The sequence below is a fragment of the Rhizobium sp. BK196 genome (assembly GCF_014193255.1).
In the GTDB taxonomy this organism is placed as follows: domain Bacteria; phylum Pseudomonadota; class Alphaproteobacteria; order Rhizobiales; family Rhizobiaceae; genus Rhizobium.
In genome coordinates, this window is sequence record NZ_JACHZB010000004.1 from 423,079 (window position 1) to 438,783 (window position 15,705).

The 15,705-nt window shown below is 59.6% G+C and carries 12 protein-coding genes and 1 tRNA gene; 8 read left to right on the forward strand and 5 right to left on the reverse strand.

All coding sequences use genetic code 11. The annotated features are described in order from the left end of the window. Positions 1-25: 25 nt before the first annotated feature. Positions 26-529, forward strand: coding sequence for a hypothetical protein (locus FHT78_RS17270; protein ID WP_183746409.1), 504 nt, complete (start codon positions 26-28; stop codon positions 527-529). 72 nt (positions 530-601) lie between these two features. Here the strand turns inward: FHT78_RS17270 and FHT78_RS17275 are convergent, their stop codons facing one another. Next, positions 602-1,645: a class I SAM-dependent methyltransferase gene (locus tag FHT78_RS17275; RefSeq protein WP_183746412.1), complete on the reverse strand. Its 1,044-nt coding sequence runs from the start codon at positions 1,643-1,645 to the stop codon at positions 602-604. A 260-nt stretch (positions 1,646-1,905) separates the two neighbouring features. On the opposite strand from FHT78_RS17275, the gene FHT78_RS17280 reads away from it, so the two are divergent. Further along, a complete protein-coding gene (locus FHT78_RS17280) occupies positions 1,906-3,909 on the forward strand; it encodes an EAL domain-containing protein (protein WP_183746512.1) in 2,004 nt (667 codons plus the stop codon). Between the two features lie 220 nt (positions 3,910-4,129). Here the strand turns inward: FHT78_RS17280 and FHT78_RS17285 are convergent, their stop codons facing one another. Continuing rightward, a complete protein-coding gene (locus FHT78_RS17285) occupies positions 4,130-4,336 on the reverse strand; it encodes a hypothetical protein (protein WP_210289860.1) in 207 nt (68 codons plus the stop codon). Between the two features lie 10 nt (positions 4,337-4,346). Here FHT78_RS17285 and FHT78_RS17290 point away from each other — a divergent pair, with 10 nt between their 5' ends. From FHT78_RS17290 to FHT78_RS17300, 3 genes are all read left to right on the forward strand, one after another. Next, positions 4,347-6,794 carry a VapE domain-containing protein gene (locus tag FHT78_RS17290; protein ID WP_183746417.1) on the forward strand — a complete coding sequence of 816 codons (2,448 nt, stop codon included), beginning with the start codon at positions 4,347-4,349 and terminating at the stop codon, positions 6,792-6,794. Positions 6,795-7,099: 305 nt separating this feature from the next. Next, the gene (locus FHT78_RS29795; protein WP_348644752.1) at positions 7,100-8,134 is read left to right on the forward strand and encodes a HipA family kinase; all 1,035 of its coding nucleotides are present in this window, start codon (positions 7,100-7,102) and stop codon (positions 8,132-8,134) included. Positions 8,135-8,136: 2 nt separating this feature from the next. Beyond that, positions 8,137-8,928, forward strand: coding sequence for a DUF3037 domain-containing protein (locus tag FHT78_RS17300; RefSeq protein ID WP_210289861.1), 792 nt, complete (start codon positions 8,137-8,139; stop codon positions 8,926-8,928). Positions 8,929-9,199: 271 nt separating this feature from the next. On the opposite strand, the gene FHT78_RS17305 is transcribed toward FHT78_RS17300, so the two are convergent. Together FHT78_RS17305 and FHT78_RS17310 are read right to left on the reverse strand one after the other, a co-directional pair. Beyond that, positions 9,200-9,275 (reverse strand) — tRNA-Thr (locus FHT78_RS17305). Positions 9,276-9,400: 125 nt separating this feature from the next. Beyond that, positions 9,401-10,360: a nitronate monooxygenase family protein gene (locus FHT78_RS17310; RefSeq protein WP_183746425.1), complete on the reverse strand. Its 960-nt coding sequence runs from the start codon at positions 10,358-10,360 to the stop codon at positions 9,401-9,403. 396 nt (positions 10,361-10,756) lie between these two features. On the opposite strand from FHT78_RS17310, the gene FHT78_RS17315 reads away from it, so the two are divergent. Further along, on the forward strand, positions 10,757-12,001 hold the full coding sequence (locus FHT78_RS17315; protein WP_183746427.1) for a hypothetical protein: 1,245 nt from the start codon (positions 10,757-10,759) through the stop codon (positions 11,999-12,001). A 22-nt stretch (positions 12,002-12,023) separates the two neighbouring features. Here FHT78_RS17315 and ppk2 read toward each other — a convergent pair whose 3' ends face one another. Further along, positions 12,024-12,905, reverse strand: coding sequence for a polyphosphate kinase 2 (gene ppk2 / locus FHT78_RS17320; protein WP_183746430.1), 882 nt, complete (start codon positions 12,903-12,905; stop codon positions 12,024-12,026). A gap of 246 nt (positions 12,906-13,151) precedes the next feature. On the opposite strand from ppk2, the gene phoR reads away from it, so the two are divergent. Together phoR and FHT78_RS17330 are read left to right on the forward strand one after the other, a co-directional pair. Continuing rightward, positions 13,152-14,375, forward strand: coding sequence for a phosphate regulon sensor histidine kinase PhoR (phoR, locus tag FHT78_RS17325; protein ID WP_183746514.1), 1,224 nt, complete (start codon positions 13,152-13,154; stop codon positions 14,373-14,375). A 198-nt stretch (positions 14,376-14,573) separates the two neighbouring features. Further along, entirely contained in the window at positions 14,574-15,608 is a 1,035-nt protein-coding gene (locus FHT78_RS17330; protein ID WP_183746432.1) for a substrate-binding domain-containing protein, read from the forward strand. Positions 15,609-15,705: the final 97 nt, after the last annotated feature.

The following is a 15,705-nucleotide window of genomic DNA, read 5'->3' on the forward strand; positions in this document are numbered from 1 at the left end:
CTGAGGAAAACTGCGGGGTGCTCCCATGCGTCCTCTTTTCTTTGCGACAATGCTCACGCTCACAGGTTTAGCTGCCGGCGCGAACGCGTCCGAGGCGGATTTCCTCAATTCGCTCGAGGGTGACTGGAGCGGAAGCGGAATGGTCCTGACCAGGATCGGCGGAGCGAAGGTCAACGTCTCCTGCAATCTGAAATCCGACGCGGGCGCCTCGACCGTTGCGATGAACGGCAGCTGCCGCGGTCTCGCCGTCATCACGAGAAGCTTTTCGGCAAATGTGAAGGCCGCCGGGCAACGTTACATCGGCAACTACACCGGGCCATCGGGCCAGCCGTCCAAGCTCGTCGGCAGCCGGAAAGGCGATGCCCTCACCTTCAACGTCACCTGGGCGCGCGTCACCAATGGCGACCGGAGCGCAAACATGATGATCGAAAAGGTCGGCCAGAACGGCCTTCGCCTGCAGACTGTCGATCGTGACCCCGCATCGGGCCGGTCGGTGGTGACGAGCCGTATCGATCTGCAGCGGCAGTGACTGATGTCTCAACAGCGGCGAGATCGCCGGATCGGGATATCGGATTCTGTGATGCCCCGATCCGGCGAAGGGTTACGACCGCTTTCTGATGGTGGCGTAAATGATGTTGCGGTTGGCACCGAACCAGACCGTCTTTTCGCCCGTGCCCTCAGGCGCACTGTTGTTGGCAATGCGCCACATGTCCGCCTCGGAACGCTGGAGGAGCTCCCAGTTCATGTAGGATTCCATGTATCCGTCGTCGGCCATCTCGTCGGAGAAGTTGGCGAAGAGAAAGACGCCGCCCGGCTTCAGCATGTCCATGCAGATCTGGGTGAGCCGGATTGCGACTTTATCGGTGAGGTAATCGTACAATCCCGCTGCATAGATCAGATCGAATGTGCCAATCTGATGCTTTCGCGCCAGCAGGCCGCGCACGGATCCATTGACAGGCTCGACGGCAGTTCCATGGAATTGGCTGGAGATCGTGCCAATGCTTTCGGGGTCCTGATCGAGAGCAACCCAACGTTTAAGGCGGCCTTCTGCAAGCGCTTTTGATGCCTCCGCTTCGCGAAGGTGACCGGCGGCGACGGCCAGCACCTCGGTATCCGGACCCGTTCGCGCCGCGGTCTCGTCGACGAAGCGGGTCAGGATGTCGCGACGTTCCCTCACGGCGACCGGGCCGGGGGCGTTTATCGTGTATTCGAAGATATCAAGACCGAGAGGCGTGGATCTGGCCACTTCTTCGGCCACCGCCCGATGCCCATAAATAAAGTCTATGAGACTGGCATCCCCGGAATAGCCGCGAGGTTTTTCAAAGGACCAGCGAGTGAACGGGCACTGCTGCAGAATTTCTGCCGAAGGATGGGCCTGAATAATCGGGATGAGCCTCTGCCACACAGCAGCGCCGAATTTGTGACGGACGTCATGGAGCTGGCCGATCAGCCACCTGACTGCATCAGGCAGGTTCCTGCCCGCGGCAAGCCGCTGCATCGCAATGCTGATGACGACAGCGAACTCGGCCTCCGCCGTGCGCAGAAGGTCTGGTTCATTATCCTGGTTGGGTGAAGGGAAGTTATTGCTGACGGACTGCGGTGTGATCAGGCTTTGGCCATCAAGAGCAAAAAGGGGCTGAGCCACGGAACCTCACTGGTTAATATAAACTTAATACATTGTATAAAATCACCAATACTCGCATAAAGGTCAAGCGTTAAGGTTGGCGGCGGCGGACAAATGCACGTCTTAGCTTTAGAAAATATTAGTGAACCCAACAGATACTCCGCCCGCTTGGGGATCGTTCGAGCGTTATTGGTTGATGTGGAATTGGCGTAAGGTTATCCAGCGTCAGCTAGCAGTCTGCGGAGGGCAGCTGCTGCAAGAAGTTTGGTAGCAGGGGCATGATGCACGTGTTAGCCGAGACCGCAGCCGCTACCGTGCAGCCGACGCTGTCGCCAGAACAGTTGCGGTGCCTTTACAAGCAGGAGAGCGAGAGCGGCCGAAAAAGCGCGACGCGCAAAGGCCTCTGGACTGCGGTCGCAGCTTACCTTGCATATTCCTTCACGGACTATCTTTTTATCGGCGACGTCGTCCAATACACGGTCGCCGGCCGGCTGGCGGTTGGCGTCAGTGCGCTATGCGTGCTGGAATTCCTGCTCTACCGCAAGGCAAAAGCCGATACGGTCGACATGGCCGCCGCGCTGTCCGTGCTCGCAGCCTATCTTGTCTGGCTTCTCACCGCCCAGATGACCGCGGTCAGGGAGGCGTTCTCCTATTATATGGTGTTTGGCGCGATCTTCATGATGAGCGTCAACCTGTTCTTCAGTTTCCGGTTTCCGGTTGCTCTTGCGGCCTCCGCAACCAACGTGCTCATCTTCATCGGCGCCCTCTTTTTGTTCGCGCCGATGTTGCTTCTTCACAAGCTCATCCTCGGCGCCTTCTGTATTTCCTGCTTTGTTTTCACCTCTTACGTGAACCTTCAGCTCAACAGGGAGCGCTACAAAGTCTTCCTCAATGCATTTGAAGCCAGTTTGCAGCAGGCTGCCGCCGACGAAAGGGGCAGGGCGCTCTTGCACCTCTCGAACACGGACTCGTTGACCGGCCTGGAAAATCGCCGGGCAATCGATCAACGCCTGCGTGATTGTTGGCAACGCTGGCAGCACGACAGGGTGCCTTTTGCCGTCCTGCTTATCGATGTCGATTATTTCAAGCGCTATAACGACTGCTACGGCCACCAGGAAGGTGACCGGTGCCTCGTCGCGGTCGCCCAACTTCTTCAAAGCGTGGCCGCATCCTGGGATTCGATGATCGGGCGATACGGCGGTGAGGAATTCATCGTCATCACACCAATGCCGAATTCGGAAAGGGCGACCGAACTCGCAGAAGCCATGTGTGCCGCTGTCAGGGACTTGGCCTGGCCACACGAGCACAGGCGAGACGGGACCGCTATCATCACCGTCAGCGTCGGCGTGTCGCGTACGCGCGACCAGACCAGGCAGGTCGACAAGATCATTCACGAAGCCGATCGCGCGCTTTACGCCGCCAAGGCTGCGGGCCGCAATACGCTCGTGGTCTTCGATCCTGATGATCCGGAGAGCAGCGATGACAGCGAGGACATTGCCGCGACCCTGAAGATCGCGCTCGAGCACGGCCTTGTCTCCCTCGTCTATCAGCCGATCCGCAACGTTCAGACGGGCAAGACGGACGCCGTTGAAGCTCTGATGCGTTTGAACATGCTGGACGGAACGCCCGTACCGCCTGTCAAATTTATCCCGGTTGCGGAACGGACAGGGTCGATCATCCAGCTTGGCCGATGGGCAATCCGCACTGTCTGCCGAGACTTGCTGGCAGCCGACATGGTCCAGGTTGCCAGTGTCAACGTTTCGCCGATCGAACTGAAGATGCCGGGTTTTGCCACCTATGTGGCGGCAACGCTGGCAGAATTCGGGGTGGCGGGCGCGAGGCTCGCGTTCGAGATCACCGAAGGCGTGGAGCTGGAAATCGACCAGGATGTGGTTCGCTGCATCAGCGACCTCAGAAAGCTCGGCGCTCAAGTCTGGCTCGACGATTTCGGCACGGGCTTTGCGGGCCTCTCGTGGCTTCGCCTCATAGAATTCGACACCGTCAAGATCGACCGGTCCTTCCTCCATGACTGCAACACCGAGAGAGGCAAGAGGATGTTGCTCGACATCATCAGCCTGTTGCGCAATCGCGGCGTGAAGATCCTCATCGAAGGTGTGGAGACGATCGAGCAGCAGCGGCTGATGCAGCAGTACGGAATCAATCAGATCCAGGGATATTTCATTGCCCGGCCCGCGCCGGCAGCCCAGCTTGAAGCTGATAACGTCTTGCCGTTCAGCAGGGTCAGGAACCACGATTCAAAACGTCTGTTTGGGAATGGCGCATAGGTTCGCGCGCCTGCGGCCCGCATCGCCTTTGCCGGTGACGTGCCGCATCGATCTGCAGCGGCAGGCAACACAGCTCGCGTTACCGGCGTGTATCGTGTTGAACTGCATCGCATGAATTAGAAACAACCATCGTCGCGCATTCTGCCTCTGATCGGAAGTTCAGAGGAACGAGCATGACCGGCAAGCCAATCTCCTACACACTTTTAAGCACGAGCGACGTTCAGAAGATCGCTCCGGTTTCCAACGTGACGCTCTGGCGCTGGGTGCGGAACGGCAAGTTTCCTGCGCCGATAAGGGTCGCGAAAAACAATTTCTGGAGGTCCGACGAAGTCGGCGCCTGGATGGATGAAATGTCCTCGAGGCGCGCCGCGCCGGATCGCAAAGCCCCTTCGCAGGCACGCAAATAGCGCCGGCCCTCCAGTTTCATCGGAAAATCCATGGATAGAATCTCGCAATACGCGCCATCGCCGGCAGCGGGCGTCTCAGGCTATGTCGGACGGCTGCGCCGCGACGTGTCCCTGTCTTCGACAGCAGCGCAATACGGCTGCAGGCTCATCCGCAGCGGGCAGGAGTTTTCCGCCTGCTGCCCCTTCCACGCCGAAGACACCCCGTCATTCACGATCTTCGCCGGCCAGGATGGGGTCGAGCGTTTCCATTGCTTCGGCTGCGGCAGGAAAGGCGATGTTCTCGATTTCGTGCAGCAGGTCAGAGGCGTCGATCTTCAGGGAGCGATCCGCATTCTCGGCGGCCGCGACATCAGGCCGAACGTCCCTCCGGCGCACAACCTCTATGAGGGGATCGTGCCCGTTCCGCCGCCGGCCGGTTTGCTTAAGGCCGGCGCCCGCATCCGGCTCTACAACCCGAAGCGCAGGGGCGAACGATCCGAGTGGGGCCTGTTCACGCCGTCGATGGTGTTTCCCTATCGCAATGCCGACGGCTCCCTCTTCGGCTATGTCCTGCGCCGGGACCTGCCCGACGGGGCTAAGGAAACGCCGATGGTCATGTTCGTTCGCCTGGCGGACGGGACGCAAACCTGGTCGCGTTTCCCGTTCCCCAAGCCGCGGCCGCTCTACGGCCTGGAAACGATCGGCGACCGGAGCCAAGTGGTGATTGTCGAGGGCGAGAAATGCCGCGACCGGCTCGGCCAGGCGAGCGGCCGAACCATCGTCTCCTGGCCGGGCGGAACCCAAGGCGCAAAGCACACGGACTGGTCGCCGCTCTCGGGTCGGCACGTGCTGATCTGGCCGGATTTCGACGGCCCGGGCCTGACGGCTGCCGATGATATCGCCGCCCGCCTGACCGCGGTCGGCGCGCGTGTCCAATGCGTCGGCTTCACGGATGCGGCGCACGCATCCGATATCGAGCGCTACGGTTTCGCAGACTGGCAGTCAGGCCTTTTTCCACGCCGCGGCTGGGACAGCGCCGATGCCGTCGATGCCGGATGGACGCAAGGCCAGCTCGACGCCTTCATGAGCGCCACGCTTTACGACTGGAGGCCGGAGCCCGCTGCCGAGAAGGAAGAGGGACGCGTCGTGCCGTTCAATCGGGCAGTTTCCATGCAGATCTCCGAACCGGTCCCGGATGCGTTCGAAGGCCCAGATGCCTTCGTCCAGGAAGATGAGCCGGCGTGGGCGATCACGCCTGCCGGGGATGCGCCCCGGCATTCCGGGCGCCTGATGGGCATCGCGCGCTTCGATATCGAACTCGAACAATGGCTGGTCGATCGCCAATGGCTCATCAAGCTCAACCTGCTTTCGGGCGAGCTGGAGATTCATCGCAACAGCGGCATCGTTGCCATGAGCGACGCGCGGCTGGCGGAAATTCGCTTCGAACTCGCCCGCGCGCAGGGCAGGGAGCCGTCCAAGGACAACATTTTCGATGCCCTGGTGCTGATCGGCGAGCGGCGGGCCTATCATCCGGTCCACGACTATCTCGCCCGTCTACAATGGGATGGAAAGCCGCGCATCGACACCTGGCTCGTCGATTATTTCGGCGCCGAGGATACGCCGCTCAACCGCGCCTTCGGCCGCAAGATCCTCTGCGCTGCCGTTCGCCGCGTCAGGGATCCGGGCTGCAAATTCGATCACATGCTCGTCGTCGAAGGCCCCCAGGGCATCGGCAAATCCTCGGCGATCCTGGCGCTGTGCCATGACAGCGGCTGGTTCACCGACCAGCTCGAAATCGGCGCCGACGCCAAGGTGACCATCGAAAAGACCGCCGGCCACTGGATCCTGGAAATGCCCGAACTCGACGGCCTGAGCCGCCGCGACACCAACCGCGTCAAATCCTTCATCCCCGCGCGGAAAGATGTCGCCAGGCTCTCCTATGGCCGCTTTGCGACCAAACGCCCACGGCAATTCGTCCTCTTCGGCACCACCAACGAAAGCCGCTACCTGACCGACACCACCGGCAACCGCCGCTTCTGGATCGTCCGCGCCACGTCTGCCGATCCCGCCGGCATTGCGGCGGTGCGAGACCAGCTATGGGCCGAGGCTGCCGAGAGGGAGGCGGGTGAGGATATTTCGCTGGATGACCAGGCATTGCGGAAGGCAGCGGCCGGCGTTGCGCATGAATCGTCGGATTTCGGGCCGTGGCTGGAGATCCTTGGCGAGCGCATCCCGGACGGTCCGCTGAAGATCAAGGCCACGGATGTCTGGAAGCTGGTCGGCTTCGACGGACCGGAAACCATCAACAAGCTGACGAAGGCCCATCACGCCCATATGCGCGCGGCGATGGTCGGCCTCGGGTTCGAGAAGAAGGACAAAGGCGTCCGCTTTCGCGACGGCGAGAAAAAGACGGCCTATGTTCGCGGCGATCCGGACGACGCTCGGGAGTGGAGCCCTGACAGGCATGAGCCGGCGTATGGCGACGATGACCCTTTCTGACGCGCACCGACCCTGACAACCCGGCCATCGAGCCGGGTTTTTTGTTTCCCAGGCAATGGCGAACCTCCTCCAGGCAACCTCCTCCAGGCATGGAACCTCCGCCAGCGAAGGCAGGTTTTGGCGGAGGTTCGTAACGCTGGAGGAGGTTATGGAGGAGGTAACCTCCGCCGGGGTAAGTTCTTGATTCTAAGGTTTTATCCGTTGCTGGAGGAGGTGGAGGAGGTTGTTTGCTGAAAGGTGGTGGAAGAGGGTTTTACCGGCTTGTACAGGGCGAAATACAGGGTGTTTTCGGCTAGTCTTGGAAAATGCGTTCTAACCTCCGCCACCTCCTCCGGGGGGATGCTAGCTCTCCGTCCCGGCCGGAAAAACACGGGAGCAACAAAATCGCGCTGTTGCATCGAGATCATGCGATAAGAATACGGAAGAACGACTACACATTAGGAAGGGATCATGCCAATCATGCCGCTAGGGCGAGTGTCTGTGGCAAATTAATCGTCATCAGAGCAAGGCGCCAAAAACCGGAGATTAAGGTGCTTGCCTGCGGAAGTGCTGTACGACCAACCGAAATTCTTCGTGAAATTGAGCATTTCACATCCAGCACGAGTCCCGCGAGGGTCGCGACCGATGCGGGCGATGGCTTCATAAAGTCCTTGGGTAATCCTATGGGATCGGCTGCTTTGGTGTCAGAGCTCGTCGCGGCCGAGTTGGCAACGTGGTTTGGCCTGAATGTCCCCGCATTCTCGATCATAGACACATGCGCTATCGAAATACTAATGAAGAAGAACGGGATGCCGATGGTCCCACCGATGTTCTTCTCCAGCGCGGTCGATGGGACTCCTCGCGACGGCTCGGGGACATTCCTTTCCAAGTTGATCCATTCAGAAGACGTGGCGAAGTTGGTGGTGTTTGATACCTGGATCCGCAACTGGGATCGCTACTTCAACGGAGAAGCCAATTCCGAAAATTTGCTTTTCGTCAGGTCAACCAAATTGAAATACTCTCTCGTACCAATTGATCATTCGAATTGCTTCATAGGATCTGACCCGGATTTCCCAACGATGCCTGCACCAGATATTTGGGTGAACGATCCTGCGGTCTATGGTAAGTTTCCGGAATTCGATGACTATATAACTGCAAAAGCAACGAATGGCGCGCTGCTAAAACTGTCGACATTGGAGAAGCCCTTCGTGGTCGAAGTTGTTAATTCTGTCCCGGTAGAATGGGAGCTAAATGACGCGGCCAGAAGCAGTCTCGTAGATTTCATTTGCAATCGCGCTACTTATGTTGTGGACACGCTTGCAGCACGATTGGTAGACGAACCCGAACTGCCGGGGATGTAATGATGAGTGGAAGCCAAGGATATTTTTCTCTCGTTCAGTACGCTGAACTTCCCGAGCGGGCCGAGTATGTCAATATCGGCATCGTGGTTTTCGTGTGCGCGGCTCCATACGTTTTTGCCAAATTCAGTCAACGGCCTCGTCGGGTGCAGGCGGCATTCAATGTAAATTTGGGCGTTCATTTCGAACTTCTGCAGGCATCACTTTCGAACAGATTGCGAAACGAATTTGGGAACGGCTGGAGTAAAGATTCTCTCGAAAATTTTGTTCAGCAACGGTCTGGAAAGGTCAGACTTTCTCCAATTCGTTCACTGCTGATAAAAGATCCCGCACAATCTTTGGATGAGTTATTTTCTCAACTCGTCGGAGAGGTTAAGCCTATCGCAAGGCCAGTGAGAGCTAGAACCAAACTGGCTTCCGCCTTAAAGGAGGCGGGCGTCGATACCTTGTTGGAGCGCCCGGAGCCCGTTCAGCTTTCGAGTGGAGTGAGGATCGATGCACAATACGGTTACCAGAATGGCGCCTTCAATTTAATCGACGCCATTTCTTTAGCAGGTGACCCTGACAAAGCACTTAATAAAGCCAGTCCGCGGATGATCGAAGGAAGCCTCCTTTATCGGGAATCGTTGCAACAAAAGCGATTAGTGGTCATCGCAGACGAGTCTGAGGCTCATGATGCAAGCTTCGTTGATATGGTATCGAGCCAGATGGAGCAGCATAAGGTCCGTTTTTATACCCTCAGAGACCTGAGCCCGTTGGTACTCGACATTCGAAAAAACTACGCGTTGCACCATTAATTCCGCTCTCTGCCATCAGGCGACCTTGGCACTTGCAAGTGCCAAGGGTCCAGCGAAATCCACCGATTAAATTAATAAAATCAATATACTTGGCGCTCGCGGGATTTGATTCGTATGCCGCGTTAATCGCCGAACCTATCCATATCGTCGCGCCACCGCCGCAACAGTCGGATTTTTACAGTTTGCTCAGCAAGCGCCCCGAAGACATTGATGAAGAGTGGTGGGCGGGGGCGTAGGTATTGGCGTCACGGTATATTGGATAGTGAAAAAATGGTGCCGCTTACGTGACTCGAACACGTGACCCCATCATTACGAATGATGTGCTCTACCGACTGAGCTAAAGCGGCAATCCGGCGGGCGAAGCATGCGGCCCGCGATTTGCATGGGGCTGATACAGGCATTGTCGGGAGATTTCAAGCACCCTCTTATGCCCCGTGGCAAAAAAGCTGAAGCTTGTGGAAAGGCTTGCCCTTCAGAGGGAGAGCTGGGTGCGGGCGGCCTGATATTCCGCTTCCAGCCGGTCGACCAGCTTTGCGACCGGTTCCACGGCCTTGATCGCGCCGATGCCCTGGCCGCTGCCCCAGATGTCCTTCCAGGCCTTTGCGCCGCCGGTTGCCTGTTCGAAATCCATCTTCGAAGGGTCGGCATCAGGCAGGTTATCAGGGTCGAGGCCGGCGGCGCGGATGGAGGGTTTCAGGTAGTTGCCGTGCACGCCGGTGAAATAGTTGGAGTAGACGATATCGGCCGCCGCTCCCTCGACGATCGCCTGCTTGTAGGCATCGGCGGCGCGAGCTTCCTCCGTCGCGATGAAGGGGGTGCCGATATAGGCCATGTCGGCGCCCATCGCCTGTGCGGCGAGGATAGCGCCGCCGGTCGCAATCGAGCCGGCGAGCAGAAGCGGGCCGTCGAACCAGGAGCGGATCTCCTGCACCAGTGCGAAGGGAGAAAGCGTGCCCGCATGGCCGCCCGCACCCGCCGCAACCGCAATCAGCCCGTCCGCCCCCTTGCGGATCGCCGAATTGGCGTGGCGGTTGTTGATGATGTCGTGCAGCACGATGCCGCCATAGGAATGCACGGCCGCATTCACCTCCGGCACGGCGCCGAGCGAGGAAATGACAACAGGCACCTTGTATTTCACGCAGAGCATCAGATCATGCTCCAGCCGCTTGTTCGACATATGGACGATCTGGTTGACGGCGAAGGGGGCGGCCGGCCGTTCCGGATGCCTGGCATTGTAGTTGGCCAGATCTTCGGTGATCATCGCCAGCCACTCGTCGAGCTGGCTTTCCGGCCGCGCGTTGAGCGCCGGAAAGGCGCCGATCACGCCGGCCTTGCATTGCGCCAGCGTCAGCGCCGGATGGGAGATGATGAAGAGCGGCGAGCCGATGACCGGCAGTCTCAGATTATCCCTAAGTATCGCGGGCAGGGCCATGTTTCACCAGTTTTGACGTTTACGAAAACGTCAATTGATTAGCAGAGCCGTCGCCTGAGGAAAAGAGTGAGCTTGAGGAAAACAGCGAGAAGGAGAGCCGCGCTCTTTCCATGATCCTGCCCATTTCCGGATTATCTAATGAAGCTTGACGGCGCCGCGCGGCATCGCTTATCCCCCGCCGATCCGCTCCCGAAAGGCCGCAAGGCTTGCGGTTTGCCGCGCTTGCCGTTACCGAATCTTGACAGGCGTTCAATCTCTAAAGCATGTCGCGCAAAAGTGTGCAGCGGTTTTGCGGTAACGACATGCGAAAAGAAGAGCCTGAAGCGTGGCACGCGATCTGAAAGATCGCGACGCGCTTTAGGGGTCGATGCCGGCACGAAACGCGAAGGACCTGACGTGAGCGGACTAGAAACGGCCATCAGAACTGCGCTCGATAATTCCGACCGCGACAATCCGGAAGTTCGCGCCCGCATCTATCAGTCCGCGCGCCAGGCGCTGGAAGCCGGCCTGCGCAAGCAGGATATCACCGATGCTGACGTGGTGGCCCATCACCGCCATCGTCTCGAAACCACGATCCACACCATCGAGAGCGAAGAGCGCGCCCGCCTCCACCCGCGCCAGGGGCCTCCGGAAGTTCCGGTCCCGCCCGTTGTGGAGATGCCCGAGCCCGCGCATCACGTGGTAGAGCCTACCTATCCTGAGCAAGAGCCCATTCATCGCGAGGGCATTCATCGCGAGGGCGGGGATGACCACCTGTCTGTTACGGGCGAAACGCGCGGCTATGAGCCCACCTCCCGGCGCACGGACGATGCGGGCCTGGATGATATCAGGGCCAGCAGCGCCGATCAGCTGGGGGCTGCGTCAGATGGAGAGATGCGTGGCGAAGTGCGCGGGGCGCCGGAAAAGCGCGGCGGCATGGATTTTCGCCCGGAGCGGGCCGCTGTGCGCCGCAAGCCGCGCAAGTTCTTCTCGCGCCTGCTCGTCTGGTGCGTGGTTCTCGCCTTCATCGGCACGGGTGCCTGGTGGGTCTATAGTTCCGGCCTGCTGATGACGGCGGCCGAGCGCGACACCAGCGTCGCCAATCCGCCCGCGAGCACCCAGCCGGAAGATTTCAACGGCGAGGATAGCGCCGGGAACGGCACGCCCGCCAATGGCGACCAGCCGGTGACGATCGACCCGCAAAACAGCTTCTCTTCAGACTGGATCGAGATCTTCAAGCCTTCCGATGCCGACAAGATCCAGGCCGGCCCACGTGCCCGCACAGAAAATGTCACGGAAACCGAAGGCCCGGCCGTCCGCCTGACGTCGCAGAGCGGCAATACGGATGGCAATGTCTCCGTCAGCATTCCGGCCAACGTCCTGCAGCAGCTCGCCGGCAAGTCCTCCACCATCGCGCTGACCCTGCAGTCCACCACGGACGAACCCACGCAGATCACCGTCGAGTGCGATTTCCAGTCGCTCGGCAATTGCGCCCGCCATCGTTTCAGCGTCACGCGTGAAAAATCGGACGCGCTGCTGCAGGTTCGCTTCGATCGCTCGCTCGCGCCGAATTCTCCCGGCAAGCTGATGATCAACAGCGATGTCGACGGCAAGGCCCGCGGCATCAATCTCTTCGCGGTACGCATCCTGCCGGGCCAGTAAGCGCCCGGCTATCCCAACACGGTTATTTCAGGAAGCCGGGTCCCGAGCCGATGATCTTGTCGTCGAGCGCGCCGATCGCACCCTTGTCCTTGCCGTCATAGTCGATGGTGTCAAGCATGTGGCGGATGAGGTTGAGCCGCGCCCGGCGTTTGTCGTTGGCGCGGATCACCGTCCAGGGCGCAAATTCCGTGTGGGTTTCCTTCAGCATGCGGTCGCGCTTCTCGCTGTAATCGTCCCATTTGGTCAAGGCGGCGATGTCCATGGAGGAGAGTTTCCAGACGGCGAGCGGATCGTGCCGCCGGTCGTGGAACCGCTTGATCTGCATTTCCCGGCCGATATCGAGATAGAACTTGAAGAAGAAAATGCCTTCGTGGGCGATGATCTTTTCGAGCTGCGGCGCCTGGTGCAGGAAATCCTCATATTGCTTCGGCGTGCAGAAGCCCATGACCGGCTCGACCCCGGCGCGGTTGTACCAGGAGCGGTCGAACAGCACGAATTCGCCCGATGTCGGAAACTGCGCGATATAACGCTGGAAATACCATTGGCCCTGTTCCCGCTCGGTCGGCTTGGCGAGCGCCACCACGCGGGCAAGGCGCGGGTTCATATGGGCTGAAGACGCCTGGATCGCGCCGCCCTTGCCGGCCGCATCGCGCCCTTCGAAGAGCGCCATCACCCGTTTGCCCGTCGCCTGCAGCCAGAACTGCACTTTTACGAGCTCGCCCTGCAGCTTTGTAAGCTCTTCGGCGTATTCGTCTTCCTTGAGTTTCTTCTTGTAGGGGTAGTCGCCGGATTCCAGCGCATGGTCGTCCACCCAGTCGGGCAGCACGGGATCGTCGATGTCGAAGACGCGCCTCTTGCCCCTGATCTCCAGCTCCACGGCTCTGCTTTCGACGTCCTCGGCCATCGTCTCCCCCTGCGCTTGGATAATGTCGTTTTCAGCAGGCGAACATATTTATCATTGAAAATCAAATCCTCTGCGGAAGCAAAGCGCAATTCGGTGTCGGGCGCGCCAGCTTTTCGCGGAAGTTTCCGAAACGGAAAACTTCTGTCATGAAACGCGGCTATCAGGCAGAGTTTAAATATGAAGAAAAACGAATCGATGCCATGAGGGGGCGCTTTGGAAGACGAGATGCCGTGGACGAAAAGCCTGTTGGCGCGCATCCGGCGCGAGCGCCCGGTCTTGCTGGCGACGCTCTTGAGCGCGCTGGTGGCGCTTGCCGCGGGCATGAACAAGTGGATCGTGCTCGCCCTGCTGCTCGTCATGATCGTGACCTCGCTCTTCAACGAAGCGCCGGTCATCGCACCTGATGTCGTCGAGCCGGCCGAACCCGAGCCGCAGGCGCCCCCGAGCCGTCTGCCGGAAGTTTCCGCCACGCTCGCCGGCCTCGATATCCCGGCCATGGTGCTCTCGGAAGATGCCTCGGTGCTGTTTCAGAACCGTGCTGCCGAAAAGGCTTTCGGCGAGGTGGCGCTCGGCTCCCATATATCGGCGAGGCTGCGTTCGCCCGGTGTGCTCGACATGGTGCGCGAAACCATCGCCACCAACGCCCCGAACCAGATCGAGCATTCCGAGCGCCTGCCTTCGGAGCGCGTCTACATCGTTCGCAGCGCCCCCGTCGAATTCAAGGACGACGACGGCCGCGACGAGCGCTATTACATCCTCTCCTTCCGGGACATTTCCGAGGTGCGCCGCATCGATCGCATGCGCTCGGATTTCGTCGCCAATGCCAGCCATGAGCTGCGCACGCCGCTCGCCTCGCTGCGCGGTTTCATCGAGACGATTCAAGGCCCGGCCAAGAACGATCCGAAGGCGCAGGCCCGCTTCCTCGCCATCATGCTCGATCAGGCGACGCGCATGAGCAGGCTCGTCGACGATCTTCTGTCTCTATCAAGGCTGGAGCTGAAATCGCATATCGCACCCGATGAAAAGGTGGATCTCGTGCCGCTTCTCGGACACGTCAGGGATTCTCTCGTGCCGCTCGCGCGCGATGTCGGCGTTTCGATCAACCTGCATCTGCCCGATGGCAAGGTCGAGGTGCTGGGCGATCGCGACGAGCTCGTGCAGGTCTTCGAAAACCTGATGGAAAATGCCTGCAAATACGGCCAGGAAGGCAAGACCGTCGATGTCTGGCTGAAGAACGGGCCGGATCAGCCGGTGGAAGTCAGCGTCGTCGACAACGGGCCCGGCATTCCGGCCGAACACGTGCCGCGCCTGACGGAGCGCTTCTACCGCGTCAGCATCGAGGACAGCCGTTCCAAGAAGGGCACCGGCCTCGGGCTTGCCATCGTCAAGCATATCCTGACGCGCCATCGTGCACGTCTGATCGTCAAATCCGAGGTTGGCAAGGGCACGGACTTTACCGTGCGTTTCTGACGCCATATGTTACGCCTAATTTAGGCAGTTATATTTTTGCTTTTGAAATCAATATCTTGAGTTGTCATAAATGTTTCATCGATCTGACATAAAAGGACGGTGCTTAAGGCGCTAAGAGAGTCCTGCCGATGAAAAAAGGCATGCGAGGGCCTCTTCGAGGCCGCACTCACACAAGCCCAAATGCCCGGGAGATTTCTAATGAACACCTTTAAACTCACTGTTGCCGCGCTCGCTGCAACCGCCGCTTTCGCTGGCGTTGCCGTCGCCCGCGACCAGATCCAGGTTGCCGGTTCGTCCACCGTCCTGCCCTACGCCAAGATCGTCGCCGAGTCCTTCGGCGAGACCTTCAGCAACTTCAAGACGCCGGTCGTCGAATCCGGCGGCACGGGCGCTGGCCTGAAGGAATTCTGCAAGGGCGTCGGTGAAGACACGATCGACGTTGCCAACGCTTCGCGCCCGATCAACAAGAGCGAGCTGGAAGCCTGCAAGGCTGCCGGCGTAACCGACATCCAGGAAGTCAAGATCGGCTACGACGGCATCGTCTTCGCAACCGACTCTTCCAACCCTGACGTCGCCTACGTTCCGGCCGACATCTACAAGGCCCTCGCTGCCCAGGTCGTCGTCGACGGCAAGCTCGTCGCCAACCCTTACAAGAAGTGGTCTGAAGTCAACCCGAAGCTCCCGGCCGTTGATATCGCCGCCTACATCCCGGGCGAAAAGCACGGCACGCGCGAAGTCTTCGAACAGAACGTTCTGGCCGCCGGCTGCAAGGCTTCCGGCGCTCTTGACGTCATCGCCAAGGAAATCACCGACAAGGCTGCCCAGACCAAGGCCTGCGTCGCAGTCCGCAAGGACGGCGCTGCCGTCGACATCGACGGCGACTATCCGGAAACGCTGGCACGTATCGCTGCCAACAAGACCGGCGTTGGCGTCTTCGGTCTCTCCTTCTACGAAAACAACGCCGACAAGCTCAAGGTCGCGACCATGAGCGGCATCGTTCCGTCGACGGAAACGATCGCTAACGGCACCTACCCGGTTTCCCGTCCGCTGTTCTTCTACGTCAAGAAGGCACATCTCGGCGCCGTTCCGGGCCTGAAGGAATATGTCAACTTCTTCGTATCCGACCAGATGATCGGCCCTGACGGCCCGCTCGCTGAATACGGCCTCGTTGCCGCTCCGGATGCAGAGCGCGACGCGATCCGCAAGGACGTAGAGGCTGGCAAGACCATGTAATGACTTTGCCGGCGCAGCGCTTTCGGGCGCCGCGCCGGCATCGCCTTATCCGCCCGGTGCAGTTGGCGTCGGGCGGATCATTCTTCTCCATGATATC